The following is a 19532-nucleotide window of genomic DNA, read 5'->3' on the forward strand; positions in this document are numbered from 1 at the left end:
CTGCTCCCATGGCACCCTCCGACGACAACGCCACCAACGCCACCAACGCCCGACTGCTCGATGCGCTGCGCACCTCGGTGAAAGAGGCCGAGCGGCTGCGGGAGCGCAACGACCGGCTGACGGCGGCCCAGCGGGAACCGATCGCGATCATCGGCATGGCATGCCGACTGCCCGGTGGCGTGGACTCGCCGGAGGACCTGTGGCGACTGGTCGACGAAGCGGGCGATGCGATCGTCGCATTCCCCACCGACCGGGGCTGGGACATCGACGCCTTGTACGACCCGTCGGGCGAGCGGCCCGGTTCGACCTACGCGCGCCACGGCGGCTTCCTGCACGACGCGGCCGGGTTCGATCCGACGTTCTTCCATCTGACGCCCCGCGAGGCGGCCTCGATCGATCCGCAGCAACGGCTGCTGCTGGAGGTCTCCTGGGAGGCCATGGAGAACGCCGGAATCGACGCCACCTCACTGAGCGGGTCCAAGACCGGGGTGTTCACCGGGCTGATGCACCACGACTACGCCGAATCAGCGAGCGTCGGCAGCCTGGCCTCGGGCCGGGTCGCATACACCTTCGGGTTGGAGGGCCCGGCGGTCACCGTCGACACGGCGTGTTCGTCCTCACTGGTCGCGCTGCACCTGGCCGCGCAATCGCTGCGCACCGGCGAGTCCACACTCGCCCTGGCAGGCGGCGTCACCGTCATCGCCACACCCGAGGGCTTCATCGAATTCAGCCGTCAACGCGCCCTGTCACCCGACGGACGATGCCGCGCGTTCTCCGAAGACGCCGACGGCACCGGCTGGGCCGAAGGCATCGGCGTCCTCGTCCTGGAACGGTTGTCAGAAGCCCAGCGCAACCGGCATCCGATTCTGGCTGTCATCCGCGGCAGCGCCGTGAACCAAGACGGCGCCAGCAACGGATTGACCGCGCCCAACGGACCGTCGCAGCAGCGCGTCATCCGGCAAGCGCTCGCCAACGCCGGGCTCACCCCGAGCGACATCGATGCCGTAGAGGCGCACGGGACCGCGACCAGGCTGGGCGATCCGATCGAGGCCCAGGCGCTGCTGGCCACCTACGGCCAGAACCGGCCGGACGGACAACCACTCTGGCTCGGCTCGCTGAAGTCGAACATCGGGCACACCCAGGCCGCGGCAGGCGTCGCCGGCGTCATCAAGATGGTGCAGGCCATGCGGCACGGCGCCCTGCCCAAGACCCTTTATGCAGACACGCCCAGCACACACATCGACTGGACCAGCGGACAGGTCCGGCTCCTCACCGAAGCCCAGCCCTGGCCCGCGACTGACCATCCCCGCCGGGCCGGAGTCTCCGCGTTCGGCGTCAGCGGCACCAACGCCCACGTCATCCTGGAGCAGGCGCCCGCCGCGCGACCTGATTCGGAACGCACGTCGGCGGAAGTCAGGCCGGCTGCACTGCCGTGGGTGCTTTCCGCACACACTCCTCAGGCACTGCGAGCACAAGCCGCCCGGTTGCTCGACCACTGCGAACACGCGGGCGCGGACCCGCTTGACGTGGCCTACTCCCTCGCGACCGCCCGCACCGCGCTTCCCCACCGCGCGGCCGTCGTCGGCACCACCCTCGACGAACTCACCGTCGGCCTGCGGGCCCTGGCCGACGGCGCCGACTCCGCCAACCTGCACATCGCCACCAGCAGGTCTCAGCCGACGATCGCTTTCCTGTTCTCCGGCCAAGGCAGCCAACGCCCCGGCGCGGGCCGCGAGCTCTACAGCACGTACCCGGTCTTCGCCCAGGCCATGGACGCCTGCCTGGCGCTCCTCGATCCTGACGGCAGCCAGTTCCTGCGCGAGACCGTCTTCGCCGAGCCCGGTACGTCCCAGGCCTCCCTCCTCGACCACACGCGCTACGCGCAGCCCGCCTTATTCGCCCTCCAGGTCGCGCTGTTCCGGCTCGCCGAATCCTGGGGAATCACGCCCGACTATCTGGCCGGGCACTCCATCGGCGAACTCACCGCCGCTCACGTCGCCGGCGTCCTCTCGCTCGAAGACGCCTGCACCCTCGTCACGATGCGCGCGCGACTCATGGACGCGCTACCGCGAAGCGGCGCCATGTTCAGCCTCACCGCCGACGAAGCCGAGATCGAGCCGCTGCTGACCGCGTACGAGGACCGCCGGGTCGGCATCGCCGCGATCAACAGTTCCCGATCCCTCGTCATCTCCGGCGACGAGGACGCCGTGACCGACCTCGCCGCGCGGTTCGAGGCCACCGGCGCTGGTCGTGCCCGCAGGCTCAAGACGTCCCACGCGTTCCACTCCGCGTTGATGGAGCCGATCCTCGAGGAATTCACGCACGCCGCTGAACGTCTCGACTACGCCGCGCCCGAGATACCCGTCGTGTCCACGGTCACCGGCCAACTGGTCGCCCCGGACACGCTGACCGATCCCCGCTACTGGGCCGATCAGATACGCCGCACGGTCCGCTTCGCCGACGCCGTCCAGACCCTCGCCGCGGAACAGGTCACCGAGTTCTGGGAGCTCGGCCCCGACAGCACGCTCACCGCACTCGTCCAGCCGGAGCTGCCCGCCGGCGGAATCGCAGTACCCGCGCTTCGCCGAAACCAGTCGGAGCAGCACGCGCTCACCACCGCGATCGCCCGACTGCACGTGCACGGCACCTCACCGAACTGGACCGCCGTGTACCACGGAACCGGCGCACGGCGCACGGACAGCCTCCCGACCTACGCCTTCCAGCACGAGCGGTACTGGCTGACCGCACCTGCAGGCGGCGACGTGACCGCAGCGGGGCTTGAGCGAGTCGACCACGCGTTGCTCGGCGCCGGTTTGGAACTGCCGGGTACCGGCGGGTTCGTGTTCACCAGTCGGTTGTCGGAGCGGACGCATCCCTGGCTGGCGGGGCGCGGGGAAATGACAATGCTGCCGGAGACGGCATTCGTCGAGCTCGCACTGAAGGCCGGCGAGGGCGCGGGGACTCCGGTGGTACGGGTGCTGACCGTGGAGGCGCCGCTGCTCTTCTTTCCGGCCGACATCCAGGTCGTCGTCGACGCGTCCGACGCGGCAGGGCACCGAGCGGTGCAGGTGTTCTCCCGGATGACCGGCGACCAGGACGCCGAGTGGGTACGCCACGCCAGCGGTGTGCTCGCCGAGAGCGCAGGCCGTGACGGCCTGAGCGAGGATCTCGCGGACAGCGGCTTCGACGCCACGATCTGGCCGCCGACCGATGCGGAGCCGGTGGAGCTGGACGGGCCCGCGTCCCATGGGCTCACGGCGGTCTGGCGGCGGGACGCGGAGGTGTTCGCCGAGGTCCAGCTGCCGGGCTCGCAACTGGACACCGCCGCACGCTCGCGACTGCACCCGGCGCTGCTCGACGCGGCCTTGCACGCAGCCGCCTTCTCTTCCGGTATCGGCAATGACGCTGTGCTGGCGCCGGTTTCCTGGGGCGACGTCACCTTGTATGCGGCCGGAGCGACCTCGCTGCGAGTGCGTCTACGTACTCTGCGAACCGACACCGTGACTGTCGATGCCACCGATGGCTCCGGGCTGCCGGTGCTCTCCGTCGGATCCCTCACCATGCGCCCCCTGACGGGGCAGGCGGCGGTCGACAGTGACCGGTTCGCGCAGCGGTCGCTGTTCCGATTGGGGACGACGGCGCTGGAACCGCCGAGCGCCGACGCCGACGCCGACGCACCGACGCCGGAGTTCGTCCTGTTCCCGGTCACCGCGCCGGAAGGCGCCGATATCGACGTACCGGACAAAGCACGCGATGCGGCCCGCGGGGTCCTGGCCGCGATCCAGGGCTGGCTGGCCGACGACCGACTCACGGACACCCGGCTGGTTTTCTGGGTCAGCGGTGCGGACGAATCCGGAATCGCCGTGGCCGCCGCGCTCGGACTGATCCGTTCGGCGCAGCAGGAACACCCCGGCCGGTTCGTCCTGGTCGCCTCCGATGCCGCGGAGGGCACGGAAGTCACGCCAGATCTGCTCGCGGCCGCCGTGGCGTCGGGTGAACCCGAGGTGCGTGTACTCGACGGCGCGATCCACGGCGTCCGGCTCATGCCTCTGGACGTGACGGAACCGGCGGCGCCTGCAACATTCGACCCGGAAGGCACGGTCCTGCTGACCGGCGGCACCGGAGGGCTCGGCAGGCTGCTGGCACGGCACCTCGTGGATCATCACGGCGTGCGACACCTGCTCCTCGTCAGCCGCAGCGGCGGCCAGGCCGAAGGAGCACAGGCGTTGGCCGCGGAACTGGCCGCGGCTGGTGTCCACCTGACGATCGCGGCGTGCGACGTGGCCGACCGGAACGACCTGACGCGGCTGCTCGGCGAGATCCCGCCGGAGCATCCGCTGACGGGGGTCTTCCACACGGCCGGAATCCTGGACGACGGCACGGTCGAGGCCCTGACGCCGGAGCGGCTCGACACGGTGCTGCGGCCCAAGATCGGCGCCGCATGGCTGCTGCACGAGCTAACAGTGGACCGTGGCGATCTCGCCGCGTTCGTTGTCTTCTCCTCAGTCGCCGGCGTCCTGGGCTCCGCGGGCCAGGCGAACTACGCGGCCGCCAACACCGCCCTGGACGCGCTGGCCGAATACCGGCGGGCACGCGGGCTGCCCGGGCAGTCACTGGCCTGGGGCTCGTGGGCTCCGCAGGTGCGGGGGATGACCGCGTCGCTCGCGGACGCAGAGGTGCGACGGATGGAGCGCGGAGGTCTGCGTCCGCTGTCCGCAAAACGAGGACTGGCGCTGTTCGACGCCGCCTTGCGACGAACGGACGCCGTGCTGGTTCCGGTCGATCTCGACCTGTCCGCCGTCAGCACCGCGACCGCCGAAGTACCGCACGTACTGCGGGAACTGGTACGCCGGACGGCGCGTCGCCGAGGCACCGCCGGGAGCAGGCCCGCAGGCCTCGCCGCCCGCCTGGCCGACACCCCGGCCGCGGAACGCGGGCAGCTGGCGGTCGAGGTGGTGCGCGGCCATGCGGCCGTCGTCCTGGGAATGGCGGACGCTGCGGGAATCGACGTCCGGCAGGCGTTCCGCGATCTGGGATTCGATTCGCTGACCGCGGTGGAACTGCGCAATCGGCTGGCCGACGCGACCGGACTGCGCCTGCCCGCGACGCTGGTGTTCGACCACCCGAGTCCCGAGGCGTTGGGCGCCTATCTGCTGGACGAGTTGTCGGGTGCGGGAAGTGCGGCCGTCGAGCGGGTTGCCCGCACGACTGCGACTGCTGCGCCGGGCACGGCCGAGGACCCGATCGTGATCGTCGGCATGGCCTGCCGCCTGCCTGGTGGCGTGAACTCGCCCGATGACCTGTGGCGGCTGGTCGATCAGGGCGGGGACGCGATCGGCGGGTTCCCCACCAGCCGTGGCTGGGACCTGGACGCGTTGTACGATCCGGACCCGGATCACGCCGGGACCAGCTACGTGCGGACCGGCGGGTTCGTGCACGACGCCGCCGCCTTCGATCCGGCCTTCTTCACCATCTCCCCGCGCGAGGCCCAGGCCATGGACCCGCAGCAGCGCCTGCTGCTGGAAGTCACCTGGGAAGCCATCGAGCGTGCGGGGATCCAGCCCGACGCCTTGCGTGGCACTGAGGCCGGAGTGTTCATCGGCGCATACCAGCAGGGCTACGGCCACAACAGCCCTGATACGGGAGACGTCGAAGGCTACTTGAGCACCGGCAACGCCACCAGCGTCATGTCCGGACGGCTTTCCTACGCCTTCGGGCTGGAAGGCCCGGCGGTGACGGTGGACACGGCGTGTTCGTCGTCTCTGGTCGCGCTGCACCTGGCCGCGCAGTCGCTGCGCAGCGGCGAGTCGTCGCTGGCCCTGGCCGGTGGCGTCACCATCATGGCCACACCCGACAGCTTCATCGAGTTCAGCCGCCAGCGTGCTCTGTCCGCCGACGGGCGTTGCCGCGCGTTCTCCGACGGCGCTGATGGCACCGGCTGGGCCGAAGGCGTCGGAGTCCTCGTCCTGGAACGACTCTCCAATGCGCAGCGGAACGGTCATCCGGTCCTGGCTGTCATCCGCGGCAGCGCGGTGAACCAGGATGGCGCCAGCAACGGGCTGACCGCACCGAACGGGCCGTCGCAGCAGCGCGTCATCCGACAGGCACTGGCAAACGCGGGACTGGCCGCCGCCGACATCGACGCGGTGGAAGCCCACGGAACTGGTACGGCACTCGGCGATCCCATCGAAGCCCAGGCCCTCATCAGCACCTACGGCCAGGACCGCCCTGCCGGACAACCGCTGTGGCTGGGGTCGCTGAAATCGAACATCGGACACACCCAGGCCGCAGCAGGCGTCGCCGGCATCATCAAGATGGTGCAGGCGATGCGACACGGCACCCTGCCCAAGACACTGCACGCCGACACACCCAGCACGCACATCGACTGGACTGCCGGACACGTCGAACTCCTCACTGAAGCCCAGCCTTGGGCGGTCGGCGACCGTCTCCGCCGAGCGGGTGTCTCGGCGTTCGGCGTCAGCGGGACGAATGCCCACGTCATCCTTGAGCAGCCGCCAGCACTGCTATCCAAGCCACAACCGACGCCGGTCTCGGCGCCGTTCGAGCCGTCTGCGGTGCCGTGGTTGTTGTCCGCCAAGACTGCTGAGGGTTTGCGTGAGCAGGCAGTACGACTGGCCGCACACGCGACGCGTCATCCGGAGCTGGAGCCTGCGGACATCGCCTGGTCCCTGGCGACCACCCGCACTCACTTCACCCACCGCGCCGTGGTCATCGGCCACGACCGGGAGAGCCTGCTAGGCGCCACCGCCACCCTGGCGGAAGGTACGCCCGGACCGTCCATCGTCACCGGCATCGCCCGCAGCGGCGGGAAGACTGTGTTCGTCTTTCCCGGTCAGGGTTCGCAGTGGGTTGGTATGGGACAGGACTTGCTCCAGTCCTCCCCCGTGTTCGCCGACCGCATCAGCGAATGCGACCAGGTCCTCAGCAAGTACTGCGACTGGTCGCTGCTCGACGTCCTGCGGGGGAACGCGGGAGCGCCGCCTCTTGAGCGGATCGACGTCCTGCAACCGACTCTGTTCGCCGTCATGGTCGCTCTCGCTGACCTCTGGCAGGCCAGCGGTATCCACCCCGACGCCGTCGTCGGACACTCCCAAGGCGAGATCGCCGCCGCACACATCGCCGGAGCACTCAGCCTCGATGACGCCACACGCGTGGTCGCCCTGCGCGCCCAAGCACTCCAGCAACTCTCCGGCCACGGCGGCATGGCATCCATCTCCCTGTCCACCGACGCCACACGCGAACTCATCGCGCCCTGGGACGGAAAGCTTTCCATCGCCGCACTCAACGGTCCGGCCACCACCGTCATTTCCGGGAACACCGAAGCGCTCGACCAGGTACTCACGCACTGCGAAACCAGCAGCATCCACGCCCGACGAATCAACGTCGACTACGCCTCACACTCGTCGCACGTCGAGACCATCCAAGAACAGATACTCAAGACGCTCGCACCGATCACTCCACGCAAGGCCGAGATCCCCTGGTACTCCACCCTGCACAGCGCATGGATGACCGGCACCGAAGCCGACACCACCTACTGGTACGACAACCTCCGCCACCCCGTCGCCTTCCACCCCGCCATACGCACCCTGATAGACACCAACCACCACTACTTCATCGAGGTCAGCCCACACCCCGTCCTGACCACGTCCATCACCGACGCCGCAGCCGCAGCCGTCGAAACCCTCCGCCGCGACCACGGCGACACCACCCAACTCACCACCGCACTCGCCCAACTCCACACCACCGGCAGACCCCTCGACTGGCAACCACTCCTCACCCCCGCGCAACCCATCGACCTCCCCACCTACCCCTTCCAACACCAGAATTACTGGCTCAAGCCCTCGCCAACCACCGGCGACCTCGCCGCCGCAGGACTCGACCAGGCCCACCATCCGCTGCTGTCCGCGGCCCTCGGCCTCGCCGACTCCACCGGCCTGGTGCTCACCGGCCGGCTGTCCACCGAGTCCGCCCCGTGGACCGTGGATCACACGATCGGCGGCGCCGTGCTCTTCCCCGGCACCGGCTTCGCCGAACTCGCCCTCCACGCCAGCACGATCAGCGCGGCCGTCGTCGACGAGCTGACCTTGCACAGACCGCTGATCCTGCCCTCCCACGGCGCGGTCCGTCTGCAAGTGGTGGTCGGCGAGCCGGACGCCGAGGACCGACGTGCCATCGGTATCCACTCCCAGCTCGAGACCGCCGACGCGGACTGGGTGTGCCACGCCTCCGGCCACCTCGCCCCCGCAAGCGACCTCGGCACTCCCGTCGACTTCACGAGCTGGCCGCCTGTCGGCGCCGAACCCCTTGACGTGACAGAGCTCTATGACCAGTTCGCCACCGACGGATACGCCTACGGGCCGACCTTCCGGGCGCTACGGTCCGCCTGGCGACTCGGCACGCAGATATACGCCGAGATCGCGCTGGACGATCAGGCCGTCGTGCAAGCCGACCAGTTCCACATCCACCCCGCCCTCCTGGACGCCGCGCTCCACACGATCGCCCTCGGCACCGAGACCGCAACCGACGACCGCGCCGACACGATCCGGCTCCCCTTCGCCTGGAACGGCCTGCGCCTCCATACCCGGGCCGCTACAGCCCTGCGCGTCCGCATGACCCCGACCGGTCCCGACACGGCCGCCCTCGAACTCACCGACACCGCCGGCCACCTCGTCGCCACCATCGCCGCCCTGACGACCCGGCCGATAGCAGCCGGGGAACTCAGCGTCCCGGCGTCGGAGCCGGGACCCTTCCGCCTCGACTGGTCTCCAGCACGAGTAGCGGGCTCGGCGGCGCTCGGTCCGGTCGCGATACTCGGCACCGATGACCCGCTGAGCACCGGTTCGGAACCGTATGCCGATCTGGACGGTTTGATCGACGGCATCGACCGCGGTGCTCCCGTACCCGCCTGGGTGGTCCTGGCTGCCCCGACCGGCCTGGATGATGTCCTGTCCATCGCTCAGGCCTGGATCGCGGAATCCCGGTTCGCCGCAGCTCGACTCGTCGTCGTCACCGAGAACGCCGTCGGGCCGCAGACCGGAGCGACCGATCCGGCGTCCGAACTCGCCGGGGCAGCGGTCTGGGGGCTGATCCGCGCGGCCCAGTCCGAGCACCCCGACCGGTTCGTCCTGCTCGACATCGACGACCAGCCCGTCCCGCTCATCGACGTGCTCGCCGTCGCAAGCGGTGACGAGCCGCAACTCGCCGTCCGTGAGACGACGATCTTCAGTCCGCGCCTCGTGCCGGAGAGCCCGATCTCCGAGCCTCCGGCCTGGAACCTCGACGGCACCGTGCTGATCACCGGCGGGACCGGCACCCTCGGCCGCATCGTCGCCCGACACCTCGTGGACCACCACGGCATCCGCCACCTGCTCCTGGCCAGCCGCAGCGGCCCCCAGGCGGCCGACATCGACACCTTCGCCACAGAAATGGCCGCAGCAGGCGCGCGCGTCACCATCGAAACCTGCGACGCCGCGGACAAAGACTCACTGGCCGACCTGCTCAACACCGTGCCGGCCGAACACTCGCTCACCGCAGTGATCCATGCCGCCGGGGTCCTCGACGACGGTGTCCTCACCGCCCTCACTCCAGAGCGACTGCACACCGTCCTGCGTCCCAAAGCTGACGCCGCATGGAACCTCCATGAACTGACACAGCACATGGGACTCGCCGCATTCGTGCTCTTCTCTTCGGCCGCCGGCGTACTCGGCGCGCCAGGCCAAGCCAACTACGCCGCCGCCAGCGCCTACCTCGACGGTCTCGCCCGCCACCGACACACCCTCGGCCTGCCGGCACTATCGGCCGCATGGGGCCTGTGGGAACAAACCAGCACCATGACCGGGCACCTCACCGACGGCTCGCTCGACCGCATCTCCACCAGCCTCCCGACGCTCACCACCGAGCGCGCACTCGCTCTCCTCGACACCGCGTTCGCGAGCACCGAACCCGTCCTCATGCTCGCGGACCAGAACCCCCGCGCCGGACGTCGACCGCACGAGACACTCCCGCTCCTGCGCCCTCGCGCAGCACGCCCCCTTCCCCTCCAGCCCGCGCGTTCCCAGGAAACCCTGGTCACCCGCCTGGCCGGTCAGACCACGGCCAAGCAGTACCAGCTCCTGCTCGACCTCGTCCGCACCCAAGCAGCCACCGTCCTCGGCCACACCACCACCGACCACCTCCCACCCGACCGCCCCTTCAAAGACCTCGGCTTCGACTCCCTCACCGCCGTCGACCTCCGCAACAGACTCACCACCGCCACCGGACTACGACTCCCCGCAACACTCGTCTTCGACCACCCGAGCCCCGAGGCGTTGGGTGCCCACCTGTTCGACCAGTTGTCAGGTTCCGAAAGTGCGGCTGCCGAGCAGGCTGCCCGTTCAACCGCGGCGAGTGCGCCGGGCGCGGTCGACGACCCGATCGTGATCGTCGGCATGGCGTGCCGCTTCGCCGGCGACATCGCCACCCCGGAAGACCTGTGGCGGCTGGTGGATCAGGGCGGAGACGCGATCGGCACATTCCCCGACGACCGCGGTTGGGACCTCGAAGGCCTCTACCACCCGGACCCGGAGAACAAGGGCACGACCTATGCCCGGAGCGGCGGTTTCCTCCGCGACGCCGCGGCTTTCGACCCGGACTTCTTCACCATCTCCCCACGCGAGGCCCTTGCCATGGACCCGCAGCAGCGCCTCCTCCTGGAGGTCGCTTGGGAAGCCGTCGAACGCGCAGGGATCGACCCCACCGCTCTGCGCGGCACCGAGAGCGGAGTGTTCATCGGCACGTACCACCAGGGCTACGGCACCAACAGCCCCGACGCCGAAGATCTCGAAGGCTACTTGAGTACGGGCACTGCCACCAGCGTGATGTCCGGCCGCCTGTCCTATACGTTCGGGCTGGAAGGCCCGGCGGTCACCATCGACACGGCGTGTTCGTCGTCGTTGGTCGCGCTGCACCTGGCCGCGCAATCGTTGCGGACCGGCGAGTCCTCGCTGGCCCTGGCCGGTGGAGTCACCGTCATGGCCACGCCTGACGGCTTCATCGAGTTCAGCCGCCAACGTGCCCTGTCCGCCGACGGACGCTGCCGCGCGTTCTCCAACGACGCCGACGGGACCGGCTGGGGTGAAGGTATCGGCATCCTGGTTCTCGAACGGCTCTCGGAAGCCCAGCGCAACCAACATCCGGTCCTGGCCGTCGTCCGAGGCAGCGCCGTGAACCAAGACGGCGCCAGCAACGGACTCACGGCACCCAACGGACCATCGCAGCAACGCGTCATCCGACAGGCCCTCGCGAACGCAGGCCTGTCCGCCGCCGACATCGACGCGGTGGAAGCTCACGGAACGGGGACCCGACTAGGCGACCCCATCGAGGCCCAGGCGCTGCTGGCCACCTACGGCCAGGAACGGCCGGACGGACAACCACTCTGGCTCGGCTCCCTGAAGTCGAACATCGGGCACACCCAAGCCGCGGCAGGCGTCGCCGGCGTCATCAAGATGGTGCAGGCCATGCGGCACGGCACCCTGCCCAAGACCCTTTATGCAGACACGCCCAGCACACACATCGACTGGACCAGCGGACAGGTCCGGCTCCTCACCGAATCGCGCAACTGGCCGGAGCTCGGGCGACCGCGCCGAGCCGGGGTCTCGGCCTTCGGGATCAGTGGCACCAACGCCCACGTCATCCTTGAGCAGCCGCCGATCGAGCTGCCTCGACCGCTGCCGACGCCGGCCGCGGCGCCGTTCGCACCGTCCGTGGTGCCGTGGTTGTTGTCGGCCAAGACCGCTGATGGTCTCCGCGAGCAGGCCGCACGCCTGGCCGCGCACGCCGGCGCGCGCCCTGAACTGGCGCCTGCGGACATCGCCTGGTCGCTGGCGACCACCCGCACCCACTTCGCGCACCGGGCCGTCATCCTGGGCCACGACCGTGAAAGCCTGCTCGACGCCACCGCCGCCCTGGCGGACGGGACGCCCGCACCGTCTGTGCTCACCGGCATCGCCCGCACCGGCGGGAAGACGGTGTTCGTCTTCCCCGGTCAGGGCTCGCAGTGGGTTGGCATGGGACTGGATCTGCTCCAGTCCTCCCCGGTGTTCGCGGCCCGCATCACCGAGTGCGATCAGGCCCTGCGCCAGTACACCGACTGGTCACTGCTCGACGTGCTCCGCGGCGCCGCTGACGCACCGCCTCTTGAGCGCGTCGATGTGCTGCAACCGACCTTGTTCGCGGTCATGGTCGCCCTCGCCAATCTCTGGCAGGCGTCCGGCATCCACCCCGACGCCGTCGTCGGACACTCCCAAGGCGAGATCGCCGCCGCCCACATCGCCGGAGCACTCAACCTCGATGACGCCACACGCATCGTCGCACTGCGCGCCCAAGCACTACGAACGCTGTCCGGACACGGCGCCATGGCATCCATCTCCCTGTCCGCCGACGCAACCCGCGAACTCATCGCGCCCTGGAGCAAGGACCTCTCCATCGCCGCGCTCAACGGCCCGGCCACCACGGTGATCTCCGGCAACACCGAAACGGTCGAGCACGTACTCGAACACTGCGAAACCACCGGCATCCACGCCCGACGGATCGACGTCGACTACGCCTCACACTCACCGCATGTCGAGACCATCCGAGAGCAGATACTTCAAAGCCTCGCACCCATTTCTCCGCGCAACGCCGAGATCCCCTGGTACTCGACCATGAACGGTACGTGGATGAAGGGCATTGAGGCCGACGCCGCCTACTGGTACGACAACCTCCGCCAGCCGGTCGCCTTCCACCCCGCCATACGCACCCTGATGAACACCAGCCACACGCACTACATCGAGACCAGCCCACACCCCATCCTGACGGCCTCCATCACTGACACCGATCCCGACGCCATCGCCATCGAAACCCTCCGGCGCGACCACGGCGACACCACCCAACTCACCACCGCACTCGCGCACCTCCACATCCACGGCACGCCCCTCGACTGGCGAACGCTCCTAACCCCCGGCCAACCCACCAACCTCCCCACCTACCCCTTCCAACACCAGAACTACTGGCTCGCTCCGCGCATCGGCACAGCCGTTCCCCGCGCCGTGTCCCAAGAGGCGCTGTTCGAGCTGACGAGCACGACGCTTCCGGTGGAACGCAGCGGGTACGCCGAAAGCGTCGTCCTGGTAGGTGGGCACGACAACCTGGGGGTACCGGCAGATCGTTGCTACCCCGGCCCTGAGGACCTCGACGCGGCACTCGAAGCGGGTGCCGCCGCACCGACGACCGTACTGCTGACCGTCCCGGCCGCAGACGGATCGAACGACCTAGAGGACCTCCCGGACGCGCTACGGGAAGCCGTGGCACGGGCCCGGCGCCTTCTGGACTGGTTCGCTGCTCATCCTGCACTAACCAGAGCGCGGGCCGTATTGGTGACGCGGGACGACACAGGCACAGGGATCATCCAAGCGGCACTCGCAGGACTCGTACGTTCCGCGGATCCCGACCGGTTCGCTCTGGTGAGTTTCGACGGCACGCCAGCATCTGTCGGAGTCCTGCCGGCTGCCCTGGCCTCCGGAGAGCCCGAGGTGCACATTCGGGAGGGCGTGGCACAGGCCGTGCGACTCACCAGGGTCGCGGAGGATGACGGCCGGAACCACAAGGACGCGCTCGGCCTGGCCCGTGCCCCGCACGGCACGATCCTCGTGACGGGCGGCACCGGCGGCGCCGGAGCCGCCGTAGCCCGGCACCTGGCCGACATCGGCGCGCGCCACCTCCTCCTGACCCGACGGCCCGCCGAGCGGAACACGGACCCGGCGGAACTGATCCACGAGCTGTCTTTGCTGGGCGCGACCGTGACGGTGGTGGCCGACGAGCTCACCGACGCCGAGTCGGTGGCCGCGCTGCTGGCGTCGGTGCCGCCCGAGTATCCGCTGACGGCCGTGATCCACACGCTCGGCATGCCCGACGGCACACGCCCGGAGCCAGGTGACAGCGATGAGATGTCGTGGTCCGCAGTGAACACGACATGGCACCTGCACCGGCAGACTTGTGGTCTCGACCTGTCGGCCTTCGTGGTGTTCTCCGCGGCGGCAGGCCTGCTCGGCGATGCCGGCGACACTGGTGCAGCCGTCGCCGGGTCGCTCGACGCCATCGCACAGCACCGCCGCGATGCCGGTCTTCCCGGCCAATCCCTCGTCTGGGGCCGCTGGGCGCCCGAAGAAGACGTCACCGGCGGACCGGCAGCGGACCGCTCGTCGTACCTCGTCGGCTGGCGGCCGACGGACGTCCCGCCGAGCGCCGAGCTCACCGGCCGATGGCTGCTCGCCGCACCGGGCCGGGGCCATGAGGGGGCCGAGGAGTTGTCCGCGTCTGTCGCGGTGGCGCTGACCCGAGCGGGAGCGCAGGTCGAGCTGTTCACGATCGAAGCGGGCGAGGCGACGGACCGGCAGTCGCTGGCCGCCCGGCTGCGCACCGCGACGGCGGGCGTCCACGGGATCGTTTCCGTGCTCGCACCGGATGAACGGCCACACCCGGAGTACCCGGCGGTGTCGGTCGGCATGGCCTCCACGGTGGCACTCACCCAGGCGCTGCACGATGTGGACACGGCTGTTCCACTGTGGTGTGTGACGCAGGGGGCTGTGGCCGTATCGGACGGCGACCGGCCGGCCCGGTCGGCTCAGGCCCAGGTCTGGGGTTACGGAGGGGTCGTCGCCCTGGAATGGCCGCGCGGTTGGGGCGGCCTCGTGGACCTGCCGGGCACGGGAGACGGTCCGTGGACCGGCCCTGCTCTGGCCGCTGTGCTCGCCGGCGGCCACGGCGAGGATCAGATCGCGCTGCGCGCCGATGGCACCTACGCACGTCGCCTGGTTCGTGGCCTGCCACCCGGCGGAAGACCGCACGCGGCGGACCCGTGGCGGCCGCGCGGCACGGTTCTGGTCACCGGCGGTACCACGGGCGTCGGCAAGCACGTGGCCCGCCGCCTCGCTGCCGAGGGCGCGACCCGCCTGGTGCTGCTGAGCGACCGCGGTGCGGACGCGTCCGAGGCGGCCGGTCTGGTCGCCGACTTGGAGGCGTCTGGGACCGCGGTGACGTCGGCCGCGTGCGACCTGTCGGACCGGGAAGCCGTCGCAGCCGTGCTCGCGGCGGTCCCGGCGGATCAGCCGGTCACCGCGGTGGTACACGCCGCCGGGTCGCTCCAACCGGTCCCGTTCGCGGAGATCGACCTCGCCGGTTTCGCGGACGCGTTGTCCGGGAGGGCGGACGGCGCGGCGGTGCTGGACGAACTGCTGGGCGACCGGCCGCTCGACGCGTTCGTGCTTTTGTCATCCGACTCCGGTGTCTGGGGCCACCTGGGGCACGGTGCGCACGCCGCCGCCGACGCCCGGTTGGCAGCGCTCGCCGAGCAGCGGCTGGCGAGCGGACGGGTCTCCACCTCGGTGGCTTTGGGCGCTTGGGCCGGCAGCGGCATAGCGGGTGACGAGGCGTCGGAGAGGGTTCTGCGTCGCGTGGGCCTGATCCCCATGTCCGGCGACGGGGCGCTGGACGCGCTGCTGGCCGCTATCGGGCGGAAGGACGGCCGTGTCGGCCAGGTCGTCCTCGTCGCCGACGTCGACTGGGACCGCTTTGCGCCCGTCCTCACCTCCGAACGGCCCAGCCCGCTGATCGGGAACCTCCCCGAGGTGCAGCGGGCGCTGGCGCGTTCCGGTGCCCGGCCCACGGCGGCCGACGCATGGCGGGAGCTGGGCACGAATCAGGCGCTCGGCCTGTTCGACGCCGCACTCCGAAACGGCGCGGCGCGGCTCATGGCCGCCTCGTTCGACGAGGCAGCCGTGGTCGCCTCCGGCGAAGTGCCCGCGCTGCTGCGACGGCTGGTCACAACACGGCGCGCCGACAACGGGCGGCCCGCCGTCGAAGCACAGGCGAGCCTCGTGGAACGCCTCGCCGGCCTGGACGACGCGGCTCGCCGGCAAGCCGTGCTGGAGGTGGTACGCGGTCAGGTGGCCGGGACCCTCGGCCACAGCGGCACCACGCTGGTCGAGGGCGCCCGCACCTTCCCGGAACTGGGCTTCGACTCGCTCGCGGCCGTCGATCTGCGCAACCGGCTGAACCGGCTGACGCAGCTGAGCCTGCCCTCCACGGTGGTCTTCGACCATCCGACGCCGGCTGATCTCGCGAACCACGTCGCCGACCGGCTGTCCGGCGACATCCCGACCGGTCCGGAACCGGCCGGGGAATCAGAGACTTTCGATCTCATCAGTGAGCTGTATTTCACGGCGGTCAAGGAGAACAAGGCCGACACGGGTACGCAGCTACTGCTGAACGTCGCCCGGCTGCGGCGGATGTTCGCCGACGAGTCGCAGATCCCTGATGCGCCGGCCGCGATGCCGTTGGCCACCGGGTCCGGTGATCTCCGGCTGGTGTGCGTGAACCCGATATCCCCGGCCACCGGAGCCCACATCTATTACCAGTTCGCCGCGCTGTGGCCGGGCACGGAGCGGGTCTCGGCGCTGCCCGCGCCGGGCTTCACCGCAGGTGAGCCGCTGCCCGCCGACGCGGCGGCGCTCATCTCGCTGCAGGCGCGCACGGTGCTCGATCACGTCGGCGACGCTCCGTTCGTCCTGCTGGGCACGTCCTCCGGCGGAATGCTCGCCCATGAGATCGCCCGGCACCTGTGCGGACTCGGACGCCCGCCACGCGCTGTGGCGATGCTGGACACCTACACGCTGCGCCACGCCTATCTGGAGATCGGTCGCGAGGAATTCCTGGAGATCATCTACGATCGCTCATACAGCGTGGTGCCGGTCGACAGCACCCGGCTGTCCGCCTATATGTGGCTGACGGAGTTCTTCGCGGACTGGAGCCCGGAGCCGCTGCCGATTCCGACTTTGTTGGCGAGGGCGACCGAGCCGCTCCGGCCGGAACTGGGCACGGGAACCTGGCAGACGCGGTTGGACACGGTGTCCGCTGTGGTCGACGTACCCGGCAATCATTTCTCGATGATGGACGAGCACGCCGCGACCACGGCCCGTTCCGTCCATGACTGGTTGGGGATGCTTGATTCCCGTAGGCCGGATGCGTGATTCGCGCGCGGTCGATGACGGCGAGGATCCGGACGCTTGACACCTCATCACAGGGCTCGACAACAATGCCATGCGTGGGAACCTCCCTTCGCTCGGTGATCTGATGTCCTTGACTCACAGCAACCTCCTGACATTCCTCCAGGGCCAGCTCGCCGCGAGCGGCACCGAATCCGGCCGGACGATCGTGGTCAGCGGCGACCCCGGCAGCGGGAAGACCACCGTGCTGCGGGCGTTCGTCGACCACGCGGAGAACGCCGGAACCCTCACACTCAGCAGTTCCGGAACCCCAGATGAACAATCGCTGCGGGCCGGAATCCTGGAACAGCTGGTCAGCAATACAATGGTGCCGGAAAAGACACGACGGAGAATCACGCGTCTCGTTTCGTCGATCGACGGCGACGATATCCATTCCATCCACCAGGCAGGCGCGGCACTTCTCGATCTGTGTCGTGCGCAACCCGTGGTGATCGCCGTGGACGACGTGCATTTCGCCGATCACTGGTCGATCCGGCTGCTGTGCCACCTGCACCGTCGCGTCCGGTCCGCCCGGCTGCTCGTTGTGCTGACCCGATGGAGTCGCATGGAAACCGGGCCGTCGCCGCAGGCCGACCTGACCGCCCTGGCGTGCCGACAGGTGGAGCTCGCCCCGCCGCCCCCCGCCGTGGTGGCTGTGGCCGACCGGGAGTCGCCGATCGACGCGCTGCACGAGGCGCTGCGCCGGTGGGGCCCGCCGATGGCGGAGGTGAGCCGCGCGATGGCGGTCCTCGGCGAGCAGGCCGACGCCGAGTCGATCGCCCGGTTCGTCAGCGGTCCGATGGGTGTCGCCGAGGAGATGATCGGCATTCTGGAACAGACCGGTCTGGCGACGGACGGCCGTTACCGGCAGCCGCCCCTCGGCGGCGCGGTACTCGCCGTTCTCCCCGCCGACGAACTGGTTCGGCTGCATCAGCAGGCCGCAGCGGTGACCTACCGGCGGGGACGCGGCGCGCGGATCGTCGCCGGGCACCTTCTGGCCGCGGGACTGGCCGAGCCGGGCTGGCCGGTCGCGACGCTGCGGGCGGCGGCCGAGCAGGCCGCCTCGTCCGACGACGTCGGCTTCGCCACCCGGTGTCTCGAACTGGCGCTGGCCACGGTCACCGAGGCGCGGGACCAGATCCAGATCCGCGCGGCCGTGGCCCGCATCACCTGGCGCCGCGCCCCGGAGATCGCCTCGCGCAACGTGCCACCGCTGCGCGACGCCGTCCGGTCGGGCCTGCTGGTGGACGCCTCGGCACTGGTCCGCGACGCCCTGTGGCGTGGTGACCGGGAGCCCCTGCCCGACGCTCTGCACCGGTTGCGGTCCGCCGATCCCCAGACCCGGGCCGAGATCCGGCTCGCCGGTCTGTGGCACTTCGGCCCGAACGACCTCGCGCCCGCCCCCGCGGACCCGACCGACTCGCCCTGGCTGCGCGTGACCGAGACCCTGGCGGACGGCTGGCTGAACGGGGCCGACGACACCGCCGTGGCCGGTGCCGAGCTGGTGCTGCGCAACTGCCGGCTCGCCGACCTGTCGTTGGAGGCGCTGGCGATCGCCCTGTGCGTACTGCCGAACGGCGAACAGGCCGAACGATGGTGCACGCGGCTGCTCGACGAAGCAACCGAGCGCGGGGCGGACACCTGGCGAGCGCTGCTGGGCTCGGTCCGGGCCTGGCTCCGGCTGCGGACCGGTGATGAGGCCGCGGCGGCGGAGCAGGCCGCTGCCGCACTGCGGATGATAGGCGTCGAGGGTTGGGGCGCCGCAGTCGGCTTTCCGTTGGCCGTCCAGGTCCTGGCACACACCAGGGCCGGCAGGCACGACGAGGCGGCCGAAGCACTGCGCGTGCCCGTCCCAGCCGCGATGTTCGGCACACTCAACGGATTGCGCTACCTCCACGCCCGAGGACACCACCACCTGGCCACCGGTCGCGTCCTGGCCGCCGTCGGCGACTTCCAGCGCTGCCGCCGGCTGGCCAAGGAGTCAGGGCTGCGGCAGTCCGCGCTCGTGCCCTGGCGGCGGGACCTCGCCAACGCGATGAAGCGTCTGTCCACCCAGCTCGGCGACGCCGACCCGAGCCGAGTCAACAAAGACCCCGGTAAAGACAGCCGGACCACGCAGACGACGAAATCCCCGGCCAGCCGACTGACATTGCCGGCCGCCGCCACGTTCGACCACGCCGCGTCCCCGCTGACTTATCGGGTGCGCGAGAACACCGCTGAGCGCTTGGACGCCCTCGCGGTCGAACTGAGCGAGGCCGAGCGCAAAGTGGCCGAAATGGCCGCGGTCGGCATGTCCAACCGGCAGATCAGCGGAGACCTCTATGTCACGGTCAGCACGGTGGAACAGCATCTGACCCGGGTCTACAAGAAGCTCGGCGTCACCGGACGCAGGGCCCTGGCGGCGCGGCTCGGCGTGGCCGCCGGGTAGTTCGCGCCTCGCCGAGCCGCCGGGCT

At 70.1% G+C, this 19532-nt stretch carries 2 protein-coding genes; both read left to right on the forward strand.

Annotated elements, in window-relative coordinates; translation table 11 throughout:
* Positions 1–8: 8 nt before the first annotated feature.
* Complete coding sequence (locus ABIA35_RS36835) at positions 9–17063, forward strand: SDR family NAD(P)-dependent oxidoreductase (RefSeq protein WP_370361012.1); 17055 nt, start codon at positions 9–11, stop codon at positions 17061–17063.
* Between the two features lie 103 nt (positions 17064–17166).
* On the forward strand, positions 17167–19506 hold the full coding sequence (locus tag ABIA35_RS36840) for an AAA family ATPase (RefSeq protein ID WP_370344824.1): 2340 nt from the start codon (positions 17167–17169) through the stop codon (positions 19504–19506).
* The last annotated feature ends 26 nt before the right edge of the window (positions 19507–19532 follow it).

It is taken from the genome of Catenulispora sp. MAP12-49 (assembly GCF_041262705.1).
In the GTDB taxonomy this organism is placed as follows: domain Bacteria; phylum Actinomycetota; class Actinomycetes; order Streptomycetales; family Catenulisporaceae; genus Catenulispora.